This is a genomic window from Edwardsiella sp. A.80236, assembly GCF_044540725.1.
Classification (GTDB): domain Bacteria; phylum Pseudomonadota; class Gammaproteobacteria; order Enterobacterales; family Enterobacteriaceae; genus Edwardsiella; species Edwardsiella tarda.
This window is the reverse complement of record NZ_JBIUCY010000006.1, coordinates 99,816-117,263: the sequence shown is the minus strand read 5'-3', so window position 1 is coordinate 117,263 and position 17,448 is coordinate 99,816. Positions and strand designations below refer to the sequence as shown.

17 protein-coding genes are annotated in these 17,448 nt (G+C 55.3%); 8 read left to right on the top strand and 9 right to left on the bottom strand.

The genetic code is table 11. The annotated features are described in order from the left end of the window. Positions 1-21: 21 nt before the first annotated feature. Together ACEQFP_RS07420 and ACEQFP_RS07415 are read left to right on the top strand one after the other, a co-directional pair. Entirely contained in the window at positions 22-219 is a 198-nt protein-coding gene (locus ACEQFP_RS07420) for a YbdD/YjiX family protein (RefSeq protein WP_005288677.1), read from the top strand. Positions 220-308: 89 nt separating this feature from the next. Continuing rightward, positions 309-1,352, top strand: a complete 1,044-nt coding sequence (locus ACEQFP_RS07415) for a GTP-binding protein (protein WP_370547274.1) — start codon at positions 309-311, stop codon at positions 1,350-1,352. A 186-nt stretch (positions 1,353-1,538) separates the two neighbouring features. On the opposite strand, the gene ACEQFP_RS07410 is transcribed toward ACEQFP_RS07415, so the two are convergent. Further along, positions 1,539-1,778: a branched-chain amino acid transport permease gene (locus ACEQFP_RS07410; protein WP_370547273.1), complete on the bottom strand. Its 240-nt coding sequence runs from the start codon at positions 1,776-1,778 to the stop codon at positions 1,539-1,541. 603 nt (positions 1,779-2,381) lie between these two features. On the opposite strand from ACEQFP_RS07410, the gene ACEQFP_RS07405 reads away from it, so the two are divergent. The 3 genes from ACEQFP_RS07405 to ACEQFP_RS07395 all read left to right on the top strand — a co-directional run bounded on the left by ACEQFP_RS07405 (position 2,382) and on the right by ACEQFP_RS07395 (position 4,021). Beyond that, positions 2,382-2,591 carry a hypothetical protein gene (locus ACEQFP_RS07405; protein ID WP_005288687.1) on the top strand — a complete coding sequence of 70 codons (210 nt, stop codon included), beginning with the start codon at positions 2,382-2,384 and terminating at the stop codon, positions 2,589-2,591. 204 nt (positions 2,592-2,795) lie between these two features. Further along, a complete protein-coding gene (gene leuE / locus ACEQFP_RS07400) occupies positions 2,796-3,437 on the top strand; it encodes a leucine efflux protein LeuE (RefSeq protein WP_035598801.1) in 642 nt (213 codons plus the stop codon). 200 nt (positions 3,438-3,637) lie between these two features. After that, complete coding sequence (locus ACEQFP_RS07395; protein ID WP_005288695.1) at positions 3,638-4,021, top strand: helix-turn-helix domain-containing protein; 384 nt, start codon at positions 3,638-3,640, stop codon at positions 4,019-4,021. Between the two features lie 35 nt (positions 4,022-4,056). Here the strand turns inward: ACEQFP_RS07395 and eco are convergent, their stop codons facing one another. Then, positions 4,057-4,560 (bottom strand): serine protease inhibitor ecotin, encoded by a 504-nt coding sequence (eco, locus tag ACEQFP_RS07390; RefSeq protein ID WP_068870571.1) that lies wholly within the window; start codon positions 4,558-4,560, stop codon positions 4,057-4,059. A gap of 156 nt (positions 4,561-4,716) precedes the next feature. Beyond that, entirely contained in the window at positions 4,717-6,312 is a 1,596-nt protein-coding gene (locus ACEQFP_RS07385; RefSeq protein WP_035603828.1) for an ABC-F family ATPase, read from the bottom strand. Positions 6,313-7,097: 785 nt separating this feature from the next. On the opposite strand from ACEQFP_RS07385, the gene ACEQFP_RS07380 reads away from it, so the two are divergent. From ACEQFP_RS07380 to yajD, 3 genes are all read left to right on the top strand, one after another. Continuing rightward, positions 7,098-8,000: a LysR family transcriptional regulator gene (locus ACEQFP_RS07380; RefSeq protein WP_370558336.1), complete on the top strand. Its 903-nt coding sequence runs from the start codon at positions 7,098-7,100 to the stop codon at positions 7,998-8,000. A 196-nt stretch (positions 8,001-8,196) separates the two neighbouring features. Then, a complete protein-coding gene (locus tag ACEQFP_RS07375) occupies positions 8,197-9,861 on the top strand; it encodes a methyl-accepting chemotaxis protein (protein ID WP_035600750.1) in 1,665 nt (554 codons plus the stop codon). 158 nt (positions 9,862-10,019) lie between these two features. Then, a complete protein-coding gene (yajD, locus tag ACEQFP_RS07370) occupies positions 10,020-10,367 on the top strand; it encodes an HNH nuclease YajD (RefSeq protein WP_005288716.1) in 348 nt (115 codons plus the stop codon). A gap of 50 nt (positions 10,368-10,417) precedes the next feature. On the opposite strand, the gene ACEQFP_RS07365 is transcribed toward yajD, so the two are convergent. From ACEQFP_RS07365 to ACEQFP_RS07340, 6 genes are all read right to left on the bottom strand, one after another. Further along, positions 10,418-11,128: an oligogalacturonate-specific porin KdgM family protein gene (locus ACEQFP_RS07365; protein ID WP_005288720.1), complete on the bottom strand. Its 711-nt coding sequence runs from the start codon at positions 11,126-11,128 to the stop codon at positions 10,418-10,420. Positions 11,129-11,433: 305 nt separating this feature from the next. Further along, positions 11,434-12,015, bottom strand: coding sequence for a DJ-1/PfpI family protein (locus tag ACEQFP_RS07360; RefSeq protein WP_005288722.1), 582 nt, complete (start codon positions 12,013-12,015; stop codon positions 11,434-11,436). A gap of 12 nt (positions 12,016-12,027) precedes the next feature. Beyond that, complete coding sequence (locus ACEQFP_RS07355) at positions 12,028-12,882, bottom strand: tagatose bisphosphate family class II aldolase (protein ID WP_005288725.1); 855 nt, start codon at positions 12,880-12,882, stop codon at positions 12,028-12,030. 99 nt (positions 12,883-12,981) lie between these two features. Next, the gene (locus ACEQFP_RS07350) at positions 12,982-14,472 is read right to left on the bottom strand and encodes a DUF2264 domain-containing protein (RefSeq protein WP_005288728.1); all 1,491 of its coding nucleotides are present in this window, start codon (positions 14,470-14,472) and stop codon (positions 12,982-12,984) included. A gap of 66 nt (positions 14,473-14,538) precedes the next feature. Beyond that, on the bottom strand, positions 14,539-16,155 hold the full coding sequence (locus tag ACEQFP_RS07345) for a sulfatase (RefSeq protein ID WP_005288731.1): 1,617 nt from the start codon (positions 16,153-16,155) through the stop codon (positions 14,539-14,541). A gap of 14 nt (positions 16,156-16,169) precedes the next feature. Continuing rightward, entirely contained in the window at positions 16,170-17,402 is a 1,233-nt protein-coding gene (locus ACEQFP_RS07340; RefSeq protein ID WP_035594708.1) for an anaerobic sulfatase maturase, read from the bottom strand. Positions 17,403-17,448: the final 46 nt, after the last annotated feature.

Below are 17,448 nucleotides of genomic sequence, written 5' to 3'. Positions count from 1 at the left end.
TCGGGGGAGCACGGAGGAACCATGTTCGATACGCTCGCCAAGGCCGGGAAATATCTGGGACAAGCCGCCAAGCTGATGGTCGGCGTCCCCGATTACGACAACTACGTGCAACATATGCGCCTGACACATCCCGAACAGACGCCGATGAGTTATGAGGCGTTTTTTCGCGAACGTCAGGATGCACGCTACGGCGGTAAGGGCAGCACGCGCTGCTGTTAACCCCCCTCGCTGCCACGGCCATCGACGCGGCAGCATCGCTCACCAGCATGACGCCCGGCCACGCCGGGCAAGCCACACAGGAGGACACTATGCAGACCCCCGTTTCCGTCACCCTACTGACCGGCTTCCTTGGTGCCGGGAAGACCACCCTACTCAATTACTACCTACGCCACGGTACGGATCGTCGCCTGGCCATCGTCGAGAATGAGTTTGGCGCCGCCAACCTCGACGGGGCACTGCTTGAGGTCGATGACAGTGTCTCCGTCACCGAGTTGAGTAACGGTTGTGTCTGCTGTAGCGTGCGCGGTGAATTCAGTGCGGCGCTGCGCGATCTGCTGCAACGACGCCAACAGGGGGCGCTCACCTTCGACCATCTCATCATCGAGAGCACCGGGCTCGCCGATCCGGCGCCGATCGTACAGACCTTCTTCGTCGAACCCACGCTACGCGACGCGCTACGCCTGGACGCGGTGATCGCGCTGGCCGATGCCCAGCACCTCGCGACACAGTTGGATCAACACCCCGTCGTCGCCGCACAACTCGGCTGTGCCGATCGTATTCTGTTGACTAAATGCGATACCGTAGACACGGCGCATTGCGAAACGCTCTTGGCCCGCATCCGACGCATAAACTCACGTGCCGAGATTTATCAAGTCGAGCACGGCGCCTGCCCGCCGGCGCAGTGGCTGGATCTGCACGCCTTCACCCTCAACGATGAACTGAGCCTGTCCCAAGGGTGGCATACCCTCACCCCACACAGCGACGCGCCGCCGCGGCTCCGCCCATTTCGCCCCCTGCCCAGCTCCGCCATCACCGTCGATGACGCCATCCAGGCCCATCTGCTTGAAGGCGGCGTCATGGATCTTCAGCGTATCGGCCAGACGATGGAGCGTTGGGTGGAACAATACGGTCATGACATGCTGCGCTATAAGGGCATTCTGGCCATCAACGAACACCCCCAACGCCTGGTAGTACAAGGCATTCATCGGGTAGTCGGATTCGACTATGGCTCGCCCTGGCGCGCTGAGGAGATCCCCTGCTCGCGTCTGGTGATCATCGGGCGTCAGTTGCCCATCACCCAACTGCGGGTCGATTTTGACGCCGCCCAGGTTACTACGGATGCATTAAGCTGAAGGCCGCCGACGCGACGCATTCCCGAGAAACATAGACGCTCAACAGCGGGGGAAATAATAAGCAACGAAAAGTGGCAGAATGAATGCCGCCTAGGCAAATACATCAACAAACTTAACTAGGCGGCAGAGGAAACATCCGAAGACTTTATTTGAGGTTAAAACAACCTTTACCCGTTTAATAACTTATTACTCCTTGATTGCACGCTCCACCATCCACGCCAAAGCATAAGCGACCATCAGAAAGGGAATATTAATAAATACATGATACCAGCTGCTCATTTCTCCCCAAGCCAGGGAACGTACCAGGCTCATACCAAAGAAAAAAACCACTGTTAACAACAAGGTATAATCACCATGCCCCCGATAAGCCGGCATGAATACCCAACGCAACGAGCCACGAAAACCAGAATAAATAGCAGTCAACATAATATTTCTCCTTGGATTAAACAGAACCTATACCTTTTGGTTCTAAGACGCCCCATTAATCTCATGATGAAATGCTGCGTTCAAGTCAAAATACGGAAATTAACGCTGAAAATAGAATTTCTCGTAATCGTCGCGCAGTTATAAGTTTTACTAATCAAGAAATTTTATGCACTCGCCTAACCTGTCATCCCCCGCTATCAGGCAAGCGACGGGGCTCGTCACCCTCAGACGACGCATACGCTATGGGGAAAGTTGCGTAAATAGGCATATCCAAGGATGTAAGCTAACGCTTACGCGACAAAGTATAAACTCCCGGAATGATCTAATGAGTTGCAACAGTTTTCACAAATCTATATGTTCGCACGAGCAATAATGTCTACACTAACCACTAGGACGTCGATGTCACGTCCATCGGTCTGATGTAGGCTAAAAAATCAGCTAATTACATGGGAAATCACAATAATTTTTTTACCCATATCCGCCGATGCCTCCGCTTACTGAGCGTGCGGCACGGCCTATTCGAACGTTTTCACGCGGTGTCATGTTCCGCGTTTAGGGGCCAGGCGTCCCGCCTCCCACACACAGTTTACTTGAGGCTACAGCATGCAACAGTTTCTCTGCCGTTATGACCATATTCTCACGCTAACCGAGGAAAGAACGGGAAAAACCACCGCCAGTAAAGAGCAAGGCGCCTTTGTCATCAGTGCCGAATCGCGTCCCAAGGCGATGATGATGGCCAATGCGCGCCTGGCATCCATGATCGATCTGCACAGTACCTACTACCTGACCAGCGTAGACTGCTGCACCAAGTGAGCCAGTGAACACGGGACGAGCGACACCGCCAACCGTGCTATCGACTTCCTGCAGGTAGGTGGCGCACGAGGGTGTTGTGCCGCGCCACCACACAGTGGATGACTCGCACTCGCCCTCTGCCATTCGTCGAATAAAATGTGTAGAATATTCAGCCACTGTTATGGCTCCAATCCCACATAATTTACTTATTAAAAAGAGGTTGATGTGTTAGAAAGCTTTGGCGTACTCAATATCTGGACATATGTCCTGGGTGCGGTATTTATCATCTTAGTTCCCGGCCCCAACACCCTATTCGTACTGAAGACCGGGATCACCGGTGGTGTGCGTGAAGGCTATAAGGCCGCCAGCGCCGTGTTGATCGGGGATGGTGTATTGATCTTTCTGGCCTATCTTGGGATCGCCTCCTTGATCCGCTCCTCACCGTTCCTCTTCAATCTGATCAAGATGCTGGGGGCGCTCTATCTTCTCTATCTGGGGATTAAAATCCTCTACTCTACGTTGCGCCGACGTGACACGCCGCATCAAGGAGAGGAGCGTATCGAAGTCAGCCACACCTTTCGCAAGGCGCTGACCCTGAGCCTGACCAACCCCAAGTCGATCCTGTTTTACGTCTCTTTCTTCGTACAGTTTATCGACTTGAACTACGCCCATACCGGACTCTCTTTCCTGATCCTGGCGACGATCTTGGAATGCATCAGCATCTGCTATATGACCTTCCTGATCTTTTCCGGCGCCGCCCTGGCTCACTTTCTGGGGCAGAAGCAGCGTCTGGCACGCCTGGGTAACTCCCTGGTCGGTGTTATGTTCCTCGGTTTCGCCAGCAAGCTGGCCAGTGCAACCGCCTGATCCTCCTCGCGCGGAGAGGCTTCCCTCTCCGCCCTCCCTCACATTCTCTACGTATTGCGCCGATTATTACGCTTGGAAACACCTGGCTGGCATTTCTTTACAAAACAAGAAGAAGCCTTAGTTTTTGTATAAGTCTCTCTATTTTTGTTCCGCTAACATAAAAGTCGGCTCAACGAGTGCCTGCGATTGAGGGATTGCCAATGACGACCCAGGGACAACATCAACTGTTGGTTGACGCATTAATTCAGTGGATAGAGCAGAATCTGGATAAACGCATACTGATCGACGATATCGCCGACCGGGCGGGATATTCCAAGTGGTATCTACAACGGCTGTTCAAGGAGGTAACCGGGTATAACCTGGCCGCCTACGTCCGCCGGCGTCGACTGATCCGCGCGGCGGCCGAGCTGCAGCGCAGCAATAAGAAAATCATGGAGATCACGCTGCAATATGGCTTCGACAGCCAACAGACGTTTAGCCGAGCCTTTAAACGCCGCTATGGCACGTCACCCGGCAGCTACCGCCAACGCGCCGACGCACAAGGGGGGGAGCACCTCAGCGGCCCCCTGCTGGCGCCGATGTAATCACGCCCCCTCGATGACGGGGGCGTGGCCCCAATTTATTGGGTCAGCGCATCCTGTACCTGCGGCTGCGCCTGCCAGATACGATATTTCACCTGTACCCCTTGTGGGACATAGACCACCAGCGGCAACTTGCTGTTATAACGCTGCAAGGCATCATCGCCGAGATGCACCGTGACAAACGCCTGATGGCGCTGACTGTCTGGGCAAGCCATCAGGGTGCCCGCCGGCCCGGTGACCTTATCCATCACCAGATAGTCGTATCCCCATCCCTCCAGAGTCTTACTCTCCAGCTCACCCATCAGACGCTGGCGGTTGCAATCCACCGACAGCGTTTTGCCGATCAGCAACTCGACGCGCAGATCCGCCTCGTCGGCACGCGGCGGCAGAGCGATCACCTGACGCGTCATGCCTTTCTCCGCCTGCGGATAGGGGGCGATCTTATCTAACGGTTGCGGGCTCCGATCCGTCGTACCAGCCCAGGCGGTAGCAGAAGAGGCGGCGAGCAACATGCCGGCCATCACCATCGAGAATGTCTTCATCATCAAATCCTTGTTTAAGCTATCTCGGCCTCAGACTAGCACATTCTCTTGCCATCCCCCCATCGGCTTATTCTGACAAAGCGCTAGAGGTAAAAGATCATGCTACAGCCGGAATAAAAGGCAGCATAAAAAAACGGCCCCAAGGGGCCGTTATGCTTACTCGTCGATGCCTTTACTACGCAGGTAATCCTCGTAGCCGCCACCGAAGTCGACCACCTTCTGCGGGGTGATTTCGATGACCCGAGTGGCCAACGAACTCACGAACTCACGGTCATGAGAGACGAAGATCAGGGTACCTTGATATAATTCCAGCGCAATGTTCAACGCCTCGATGGACTCCATATCCATATGGTTCGTCGGTTCGTCCATCACCAGCACATTGGGGCGGCGCATCATCAGCTTACCGAACAACAGACGCCCTTTCTCGCCCCCCGACAGGACCTTGACCGACTTCTTGATATCTTCTTGGCTGAACAACAGACGGCCTAGGAAGCCGCGCACCGCCTGCTCGTCGTCCCCTTCTTGGCGCCACTGGCTCATCCAGTCGAACAACGTCATCTCTTGTTCGAACTCATACTCATGATCCTGCGCGTAGTAGCCGATCTGCGCGTTCTCGGCCCACTTGACGGTCCCGGCGTCCGGCGTCAAATCGCCGACTAAGGTCTTTAACAGCGTCGACTTACCGACCCCGTTCGTCCCCAGCACCGCGACCTTCTCGCCCGCCTCGAGCAACAACTTCAGGCCGCTGAATAGCGGGCCATTATCGAATCCCTTGCTGAGATCCGTCAGCTCGAGAGCGTTGCGGAACAACTTCTTCTCTTGCTCGAAGCGAATAAAGGGGTTCTGTCGACTGGAGGCCTTAACATCATCCAGTTTAATCTTCTCGATCTGACGCGCACGCGAAGTGGCCTGACGCGACTTCGACGCGTTGGCGCTAAAGCGACTCACGAACGATTGAAGCTCGGCAATCTGTGCCTTCTTCTTGGCGTTATCGGCTAACAGGCGCTCACGCGCCTGAGTCGCGGCGGTCATATAGTCGTCGTAATTACCGGGATAGATGCGCAACTCACCATAGTCCAGATCGGCCATATGGGTACATACCATGTTGAGGAAATGGCGGTCATGCGAAATGATGATCATGGTGCTGTTGCGCTCATTAAGCACCGCCTCTAACCAACGGATCGTATCGATATCCAGGTTGTTGGTCGGTTCATCAAGCAGCAGAATATCCGGATCGGAGAACAACGCCTGCGCCAGCAGCACACGCAGCTTCCAACCGGGGGCGACCTCACTCATCGGCCCATAATGTTGTTCGACAGGAATACCGACGCCCAGCAACAGCTCACCGGCGCGCGCCTCGGCGCTATAACCATCCATTTCACCGTAAGCGACTTCCAGATCGGCGACACGGTATCCCTCTTCTTCGCTCATCTCGGCCAGCGCATAGATGCGATCACGCTCTTCCTTGACCGCCCACAGCTCATGATGCCCCATGATGACGGTATCGATGACACTGTATTTCTCAAAGGCAAATTGATCCTGGCGCAACTTACCCAGACGCTCATTCGGATCCAACGCGACATTACCGGCGGTCGGTTGCAGATCGCCCCCCAGAATCTTCATCAGGGTAGATTTACCGCAGCCGTTCGCACCGATCAAACCGTAACGGTTGCCGCCACCGAACTTGACCGAAATGTTCTCAAACAAGGGTTTACTGCCAAACTGCATGGTGATGTTGTTACTTATCAGCACAGCGCGATCTCAATAGGTTAACGTGATTTTGCTCACATTATGCCACAATTGCCGCGCAAATGTCGTCCATTGTCGCCCCCTATCCTCAACGCATCTCGGGTGACCGCCTTCCGCCCTCATCGCGTTAATTGGACAGTTATTGTTCGATCATCGATAAATAATCGATTAAATAGGTTCTATTATTAAATTAATATTAAAACTTTCTGCCAAACTGACGAAATACTTTATAGCGTGCAGCATTAACTGTCGCACCAGCCAATAATTTTCCAGCTGAAATTATAAACATGAAAAGGATAGTGCTAATTTAGTATAAAAAGTAAATAAACCCCATTAAGTGATAAATAGTAAACAACAAGGTTAAATAACAAACCATTTTACCGATATATTTTTAGTGCGGGTAAACGCCTTCACTTAGAGCCTATCCGAGTAGGCGTGTATTGTTGCAGCCAGTTTGGACACGGACAGCGCGCAACAACCGGAGCGTACACGCAATACCTGAGGATTATTCGCTTCGCTCACCCTGCGGGCCGCCCTGAAGGGCGTGCAAAACTGAGTTAAGTTTTGGGTGAGCACGGCCCAGGGTCAAATGGCAAATAAAATAGCCTAATGGGATAGGCTATTATATCTAAAAATAACGATATAAAGGGATCTATGAAGAATAACGAGCAAGATATTATGATGTTTTTTTTAGGGTTATTAACTCATTGGCATAAAAAAGTGTTCAGCGGCCAGCACCCTCATCCACGCCACACTAACCCAGCCATCAATGCCGGGGGACGCGGCCTATGCGAATAAACCTAGAGGTCTTACTGATCCTGGATGCATTAGATCGTCACGGCAGTTTTGCCGCCGCCGCTCAATCGCTCTATAAGACGCCGGCCGCGCTAAGCTATATGGTGCAAAAGTTGGAAAGTAACTTAAATCTACAACTCCTCGATCGCAGCGGGCATCGCGCACGTTTCACTCAAGCCGGGCGTATTATTCTCGATAAGGGACGCCATCTGCTCAGCGAGGCGCACGCGTTAGAGCAGCAGGCGCTACTGCTGGAGTCGGGTTGGGAGACGGAGATCATCGTCGCGCTAGAGGGGTATACGCTGCCGGAGATCCTACACCCGGCGATCACGGACTTCCTCAGTCAACATCCGCATACCCGCCTACATTTAGCCCCCGCGCGCTCGGCCCAAATTGGCCTAGCGGGGCACGATACCGGCGCCGATATCATCATCGGCACCGCGGCGCGATTACCCGAACAGGGCGGTTATGTCTACCAGGCGCTCGGCATCATCGAAACCTTGCTGGTCGTCGCCCCGCATCACCCATTGGCACAAGCCATCCCCCCCCTCACACCCAGCCAACTCGGCCAACATCGCACGATTGAGATGGGCGAACGACTCGGCCAGCCGGCGATAACGCACACGCAGGAGGCGAGCCATGCCCCGCTCATCGTCTACGATATCTACTGTCAGATCAGCCTGTTACTCAATGGCGTTGGTATCGGTTATCTCCCCTACCATATTGCACGGCGCTATCTGACACAGCAGACGCTGATCGCCTGCCCACTTAGCTTTAGCCCCGCCCATGAGATCGCGTATATTGGCTGGCGCGCCGCCAAGAATGGGCGCGCCATGCAGTGGTGGCGCGAACGCTTACTGAGCGGAGAGTTACGCACGCCCTTAGGTTATGCTTAATCCCCCGACCGCCCTGCCGCAGTACACGTTTTCACCATCGTACTGCGCACTGCTCCCGACATTCTGCTCGGCAGACGATTTAATTAATTAGCTAAAACATTAAAGTTTTTACTCTATCTTCCGACAGTAATAACACCTTATTCCGATCCTTTTATCCGATCGGTAGTTTTCTCATGCTGTTATGACAGGTTACACAATGTTCGAACGATTAAAAATTTCACGGGGTCTGATGGCTGTGCTCGCGCTATTCTGCGGCCTACAGATTTTTTCCGGTATTTGGAGCCTGCGTGATGCCTCCACTACCGATACCCGCCTAGATGAGATCTCGCGGGGATTTAGCCAAATTATGGCGATGGACCGTGCCTACGCCTCGATCACGCAAATCCGTGAAGAGATCATGAAAGACGCGCTGGCATTGAGTGCACACGGCGACGACGATAACGCGCGTACTTCACTCACCAATCTGCAGCAGCGTCTGGTGAGTGTCGACCAAGAGATGGAAAACTTTTATGCCCTCTCACGCGCCAGTGGCCATGACAATGGCCGCGCAGAGAAGGTCAAAGGATTATATGGCAAGGCTCGCGCCGATCTGGTGACCATGATCGAACGACTGCAGAATAACGATATTAATGGTTTCCAAACCATCCTGCAGAATCACTCCAGCACCGGCTTCATGTCCTCGCTGGACGACGCTTCCGACTACGTCGCCAACAAGATCATCCAACCGGCGGCGCAGGCAGCCTCCGCCAATTACCATCAAATTATCCCACTGACTATCGGCTTTATGCTGCTGTTCGTTGCGATCACAGCGCTGGTCATGTATTGGGTTCGTCACTACATCATCGACCGCATTCAGCAAGTTATCGCCTACCAGGCGGAGATCGCACACGGCAATCTGGCCATCGATATCCAGGCGCGTGGCGATACCGAAATTAGCCAACTGATGCAGGGATTGCGCCATATGCGCGACGAGTTGGCTAACATGGTTGGCGCGGTGCGCAACGGCACCAGCCACATCTTCACCGGGGTGCAGGAAATCGCTGCCGGTAACAACGATCTCTCCAGCCGTACCGAAGAGCAGGCGAGCTCCTTGGAAGAGACCGCCTCCAGCATGGAGCAGATCTCCAGCACGGTGAAAAACAACGCAGATAGCGCTCGTGAGGCGACCGAACTGGTGCAGAAAGCCTCCGCCATCGCCGTCAATGGCGGCGAGATCACTCGCCAGATGGTCAGCACCATGACCGAAATCGCCGAAAGCTCACGCAAGATCGGCGACATCACCGGTGTCATCGATGGTATCGCCTTCCAGACCAACATCCTGGCGCTCAACGCCGCCGTCGAAGCCGCGCGGGCTGGCGAGCAGGGACGAGGTTTCGCCGTGGTCGCGGGGGAAGTCCGTAACCTGGCACAGCGTAGTGCACAGGCCGCCAAGGAGATCAAGGGGCTGATCGAGGCCTCCGTCAGCCGCGTCGAGCAAGGTAATCAGTTGGTGGAGAATGTGAGCCAGTCGATGGGCGACATCGTCACCTCCGTGAACCATATCTCCGATACCATGCTAGAGATCTCATCGGCCTCGGAGGAGCAGAGTCGCGGTATTGCCCAAATCGCGCAGGCCATCAACGAGATGGATAAGGTGACGCAACAGAACGCCGCCTTGGTCGAGCAATCCGCCGCCGCCGCCGGTGCGTTGGAGGAGCAGGCCGATCGCCTGACCCAGACCGTCGCACAGTTCAAGATCAGCCCGCAAGAAAGCGCCATCCCGCCCGCCGCACCGAGCGTCAGCCCGCAATCCCCCATCGTCAAGAAGGCCCCACTCTCGACGCGTGAGAACGCAGACGACGATAACTGGGATACCTTCTAATTCCCCGCATACGGCATGTCAGACGGCATGCCGCCACCCCCAGCAACGTGTCCGCGCGCACACGCTATGACGCCGCCTGCGCGCCACAGGTGATTACCGCGCAACTTTGCCCTACCATAGGGAACTCTATTTCTATTGCCAGCTAGCGAGAGAGCCCCATGGCCATTATCCCGAAAAACTATGCCCGCTTGGAAAGCGGTTACCGCGAGCAAGCCCTGAAACTGTTTCCCTGGGTCTGTGGCCGCTGCGCCCGCGAGTTCGTCTACTCCAACCTGCGAGAATTGACGGTACATCATCTCGATCATGATCATACTAACAACCCGACAGACGGCAGTAACTGGGAGTTACTCTGTCTGTATTGTCATGATCATGAGCACGAAAAATACACCGAGGCCGACACGTTTGGTACCCGCGTCGTCGCCGGAGAGGACGCTCAGCACGAGGTGGGCGTGGCGACCTACAACCCGTTTGCCGACCTGAAAAGCCGCTTAAGCGGGAAAAAATAGTCGCCAGCGGGGTGGCGCCGCTGCGTCACCCCGCTGAGCGCTGGCGCGGATTACCAGGTATATTTCAGACCGATACGATAGCGTCCCTGACGCCGGTCGCTGTCGCGGCTCTCCTTAATATCACCAATTTCGATAAAGGGGCGCCAGTTGGCATCAATGGCATATACCACCCTAAAGTTATTGGCATAATCCCACTTTTTACCGTTATACAACGGCTGACCATTGGCGGACATCTCACGCATCAGATCCAACTGATACTGAAAGTTCCACTGCCCCCACTTATAGCCAATAAACGTATCAAACTCTTGGATCTTTGAATGGTAAGGCTGCTGGTCTACCCCCTTCATCGAGTAGTCCCATAGTTTCCACTTATAGCGGCCATGGATATAGAAACCATTATCGAAGGTGTAATTCAGGCGCACAAATGGAATGAAGACCAGCCCCTCAGAGGTAAAGTCAAAGGAGTTTCCTGCCAGCAACAGGGTATTTTTATTTAGATCAGTATAATAAAAAACATTCAGTTCAGAGCCATTCAGGTACATCTGGTCATAGGCTTGATCATCGTGGTTACCATAGCGGGCATCGAACTCGAAGCCGATATGATTACCGGTATCTAAAAACACCTTAAACCTATCGCTATGTTTCTTTACGCCCTCGCGATACTCATGACGGTATTCAACGCTGGTTTTATAATTATTGGCCCATGACTGAGAGGCAGAAAACAAGCATGGGAGTGCGGCCAAGTAAATTAACTTGTTCATCGTATCCTTAACTCTTTTTCATAGTATTGACTGATGGGTAACCCGCGCATTGCCGTCATGACACCCGGGCCATAGCGCATTGACGCCGCACAGCGCCGGTACGTTCGGAGGCCGCCGTTAGCGTAGGGGTATACTACGCGCACTAAAGTTTCATATTATTACGCACGATCACAAAATCGCACCAAATAGAAAGCAAGCGAAAGAAATAAAAAGAAAGAATAGCGCCATAATCAAAAAAAAACGGTATCACCTTGCGGTGATACCGTCGCAGTCAAAGTAACCCCTAAAAACGCTTCGGCAATTAATTACACTTCAGACAGTGGCCAGCGCCGAAAATAGATATGGCTAGCCTGAGCATCGACCTTGGCCACATTGTCGGCCAAGAGGTGACGCGCCACCGTAAAGGCGAATTCAAAGCTAACACCCAACCCCTTGGCGGAGATGAAACGCCCATCGACCACCACGTCACGATCGACATATTCGCCATCGGCAAAGCGCTCAGCCAACTTATCCCCGGTACTATAACGCCGACCTTCCAGCAAGCCATGCGCCGCTAAGACCTTGGCGCCGGAAGAGCACAATGCACAGATATACTTGTCGGCGGCGATATGGCGACGCAAGAAAGCCAAGACCATGGCGCTGGCATTAAGGCGATCGGTACCCTGTGGCCCGCCCGGCATCATCACTGCGTCATACAGCGTCTCTTGGCGATCGGCCAGCAGCGCATCCGCTCGGATAGGGGTCTCAAAATAGCTATTCAGTGCCAGGCTCTCCTCGCAGGAGAGGATCTCCACCTGAATATCCAGGCGACGCATGATGTCGATAAACACCACCGCCTCCCCCTCTTCAAAACCGTGTGCCAGCAATACGGCAACGCGCTTCGTCATGCTGCTCTCCTCTTACAGTTGCCCGGCGCTGCCGCAGATACGGATCTTATGCTCGACGACCTGTTGCATCGCCGCCTTACCCGGCTCCATATAATGACGCATGTCGTTGGCGGCCGGATGGCTGGCAAAGTAAGCCTTCACCGCATCGGAGAAGGCGATCTTCAGTTCGGTTGCAACGTTAACCTTGCAGATCCCCAGCGACACGCAGCGCTCCACATCCTGATCGGGAATCCCAGAGGCGCCGTGTAGGACCAACGGTACCTCGGTCTGGCGGCGGATCTGAGCCAAACGATCGAAGTCCAGACGCGGCGCCTCTTTGTACATCCCATGGGCGGTGCCGATGGCAATCGCCAGCGAGTCGATGCCGGTGGCTTGCGCAAACTCAGCCGCCAAGGCCGGATCGGTATAGCTGCCGTGCGCCGCATCGACCACCAGATCATCCTCTTGGCCGACCAGACGCCCCAACTCCGCCTCGACGGTGCAATCCAAGCGGTGGCAATACTCCACCACTTGGCGTGTCAGCGCCACGTTATCGGCAAAGCTATGATGCGAGGCATCGATCATCGCCGACTTGACGCCACTGGCCACCTTGGCACAAATGTCGTCATAGGATTCATGATGATCCAGATGCAGCGCCAGCGGAATACGGTATTCACGCGCCGCCTCACGGCAGATATCAACCAGGTAAGCGACACCGGCATAACTAAAGGTGCCCGGCGTTCCCGCCAGGATCACCGGAGAACCCATTTGCGCCGCCGTCTTGGCGATCACCTGGATGGTCTCCAGGTTATGAATGTTAAACGCCGGTACGGCGTAGCCCCTGGCCTGCGCTTGCAGCAACATATCCCGGGAAGAAACCAAAAACATCGTCACACCTCCGCATCTTCATATACTTTCATTTAACCATCAAAATAAAACAAAGAAAACATTCAAAAGATAATAAAAGTGTGACTCCGTCCGGCGAAACTAAAAGTAAAGATCCATTTTCGAGCTATAGCAGGTGACGCCTTTACGCAACAGGTTGTTTTTCGGCCGCTCGGCGCGTCCCGTCAGACTCTCCAACAACCACTGCCAAGGACGTTGACGGATCAAGCGGCGGCTAAGCGGGGTCTGCGTCTGGGTATAATCATGGCGAAACAGCACCACACTTTCGCCCGTCTCGCGGCACCCGAACAGTTGCATCCCCGTCGCCTCGATACGTAGGGAGAAATCGTGCTGCTCGATCGGCAACGGTTGCTCCTGCGCCTGCCACAATCCATTCTGGGGCGCGCTGTACAAGGCAATATTCAAGGCGCGCAGCGACCAGAAGCTACTGGCCGGTCCACTGTAGTTGTCCACCAGGCGCGCATCATCGGCAAATAGCCCCTGAGTCGGCGCACCGGCACGCATCGCACCATTGGCGATGAAGTAACGTAGCGTCACCGCCAATGCGCGCTTGGCCAGGCCAAGGGTGGCGGGGGATGGCGCCTGACTGGCCTCAGCCAGGAGTGGCGCGGCGGCGGCCAGCCGATAACAGGCGCTACGTCCGAAGAAGGCGATGCCTTGCGGGGTCAGCAGATGGCGATAACCCGCGTTAAACTGCTGCAATGTCTGCTGAATAAAGGCCTGATCGAATTGCGGATCGATCTGATTTAGCCAATACAGGGAGTAATGGAAACCCCAGGCGTTGTAATAGTCATAGTTACCGCGTGCACCATCACGGAACCAGCCTTCGCCGACATGGAATTCCTTAATACGTTGGTATTTTTGCTGATCGACCTCCCCCTCACCGCGCAGATCGCGTAATACCATCTCGACCGTTAACCCGAACAGATGCCAGTTATTATCGACGGTTTGGCGTGCCGGTACCTGCGCGAACCAAGCCAGGACTTGTTCACGCTGGCGAGCATCGTAACGCGCCCACACCCAGCGCTTACTCAGCCAGAGTGCCAACGCCAGATCGGCACTCTCACAGATGCGCTGGTCGTAATCGTGTAATGTCCCCCAATAGCCGGGGTGGGCCGGGTCGGTACCGGCCAGAAACGCCCGACTCAACAGATCGGCGATATCCCAACGTTGACCATTCAATCCGCTCAGCACACTGCCCCGCGCCTGGCTGACTGCACCATGCAACCAGGCCGCCAGCGTCGGCAGTACCCGACTGCATCCCTCCATCGCATCGGTGCGTGCATTCTGTTGGCTGGGGCGCCCTGGGTAGTAGGCGTGGCTGTAGTCCCACACCGCATAATGATCGAAGGCCTCGGCGACGTAGCGCACCAGCATGTCACACTGCTGTTCCAGCGGCTGGCTATCATCGGCGAAACAGGCGCGCAGCGCGGCATCGTTACGCGTATAGGCACGCTTACGCCAGCGCAGCCGGACCAAGCGTTCACGCAACAGACGCAGATACATCTGCGCATCGGGATGTTCATAAGGGATGATCGGACGCGGCGCGCCGTCGATTTTCTTTTGCGCCATTTCGGTTCCTTCGCTGAAAAAAGTCAAAAAAAGGGCAGCGCACACCACGCTGCCCCGATACAAAACTTAACTGCGGGCCGACTGCTCCAAGATATGGTAGCGATCCTGGCCCCAGGCGACCGGCTTCGGCTTGGTCTTGATCCACTCATGGTAGGCGGCCTTCATCTCGGCCACGCGCTGTGGATACTTAGCCGACAGATCCTGGGATTCCGCCGGGTCGAGGCGATCGTTGAACAACTGGACCTTATCGCTACCGTCGTCATAGAAGTAGAGCGTCCACTCCCCGTCGCGTACCGCCCAAGATGAGGGCGAGAGCTTCTCCAGGTTCGGGTTCTTCGGCGGCTGCGGGGCCTCATAGCTGATCCACTTCCAGTAGTCGAACCAGAACGGCTGGTTCTCTTCGCTGTAATGCTTGGCGCCCGGTCCGGCCCAGTACAGATAGCGGTGCGGTGAGGTCTGCGCCTTGCCGCTCAGCTGCGGCATGATGTCGCGCCCATCCACCTTCATGCTAGCGGGAATGGTGATCCCGGCGGCCTTCAGCGCGGTCGGCAGAATGTCGATGGCGCTGACCATCACGTTGCTCTGTGTCCCGGCCGGGATATGTTTCGGCCAGTAGGCGACGAAGGGAACATGCACCCCACCGTTAAACATCTGCCCCTTGAAACCCCGATCCATCCCGTTGAGCGGCATCGGCGACTCATGCACCGCTCCATTATCGGAGATAAAGAAAATCAGCGTATTATCCAACTCACCCAAGGCCTTCAGACGGGCGATGATCTCACCGATACCTTCATCCGCAGCATTAATGGCGGCGAAATATTTATCCGCCTCGACGTTACCGGTCTGGAACTTGTCCATATAGCGCGCCGGTGAGGCCTGCTCTAGCGGGATATGCGGAACGCTGTAGGCCAAGCTGATAAAGAAGGGTTTGCCCTTATTCTCATCGAGGAACTTCAGGGTTTCGTTGGTCAGGTTATGCGTCAGGTAGCCCGGCGCGGCAATATTCTTACCGTTTTGCCAGATGGCCGGTGAGTTCCACAGCGCCGCCCCGGACGCGTAATAGCTGTAGGAGTAGTCGAAACCACGCTCTTCCGGCCCGTAGCCCGGCGCGCTGATGGAGATCATGTTGTCGTGATAGTCACGGGTCTGATCGGCCTTATCGACATAGTTTTTCTTTTCGATACGCGCGTTGTGCCACTTGCCGATATTGGCGGTGGCGTAGCCGTTCTCTTGGAACAACGCCGGTAGCAATTTGATATCCAATGGCACGCCGAGCAGTGCATCATCGTTGCTGTAGGTGCCGAAGCTGGCCGGATAACGGCCGGTAAAGATGCCAGCACGCGACGGTCCACACACCGGATGGGCGACGAAGGCGTTAGTCATCTTCACCCCTTGGTTCGCCAGTTGCGCCACATTCGGCATCGCTCGGCGCGCCGCATCGATCATCTTATCCAGGTCGCCCTGATAACGGGCGGCGACGGGGCGCTGCGCTAACGCCTTGGGATCTAGCGCCTCTAACGCAAAATCAAGTTGCCCCGTCCCAAGGTCATCCATGATCACCAACAGGACATTGGGGCGGCTATTGTCCGCCGTCGGGGCGGCCTGAGCTGTCGCGGCGCCGCACAGGCAGGCAGCGGCGACGAGCCCTGCCAACTGCTTCTTCTTGCTACTGAAAAACGTCATTGCCAACTCCGTTATTATGCATGCTTAAGTAAAGGCATCACATCCGCCGCCACACCGCCGCGTCGGATCACCGCCTGCATCATCTGCATCGCCTGGGCGGTATGAGTAAAAAAGTGCAAGTAGGAGGGGCACAGATAGTTGTGCCGCTGACGCTCATCGGGCAAGCCAATGAGGCGATGTTTAGGGCAGCCGCCATGGCAGAGAGGACGCACCGGACACTGTTGGCAGCGCGTCGTCAACTTATCCTGCTTAGCCTGGCCGAAACGCTGCTGACGCGCCGACGTCGCCAGCTTTAGCAACGACGTATCGGCGATATTGCCCAAGCGGTTGGCGGGATAGACGAAATGGTCGCAGCTGTAAATATCGCCGCTGGCCTCGATGATCAATGCCTGTCCGCAGGTCGCCGCCTGTACACAGGTCGAGGCGGGATAGCCCATCCATACCCCGAGCAGACTGTCGAACTCGCGCACGTAATAACGCCCCACATCCTGCGTAACCCAGGCGTCGAAGACGTCGCTCATAAATTGGCCATAGCCGTGCGCCGGTACGCTGAAGGGCGCCATCGTCGGTGAGGCGGGCGGCGAATAGTGACGCCCCTGGCCGCAGCCGATGGACGCATCGACCTCCACCAGCGGAATAAACTGCATGAACGTCGACCCCAGCGCCTTGAGCGCTTCATAGGTCTGACGCCCTTTATCCCAGTTCTGATCATTCACCACCGTCAGGGTATTGAACTCCACCTGATGATGACGCAAGGTTTCGATGGCACGACAGACACGATCGAAGGTGGGTTGCCCCTGTGCGGCGATACGGTAGCGGTTATGCACCGCGGCTAATCCATCCACCGAGACGCCGATCAGAAACTGCTGCTCGGCGAAGAAATCGGCCCACTGGCTATTGATGGCGATACCGTTAGTCTGGAAGCTGTTGGTGATAGTCTTGCCGTCGGCATACTTCTTCTGGTACTCCACCGCCTTCTGATAAAACGGCAATCCCGCGAGCATCGGTTCGCCACCCTGCCAGGCGAAGTCGACCTGTTCGCCCGCATGCGACTGAATATAGTCGCGCACATAGCGGCGCAGCGTGGCATCGCTCATCGTCTCCGCCGCGCGCGCGCCCGCCTGTTGCGGCACCACCTCCTCCTTCTCCAGGTAGAAGCAGTAACTACAGCGCAAGTTACAACGATAACTCGCCGGCTTGGCCATCATATGAAAATGAGCTTGCGGCGCAGAGGGAGAACGCGACATGAGAAACACCCCAATTTAAAACGATGTTTCTTATTTTACGAAAGAG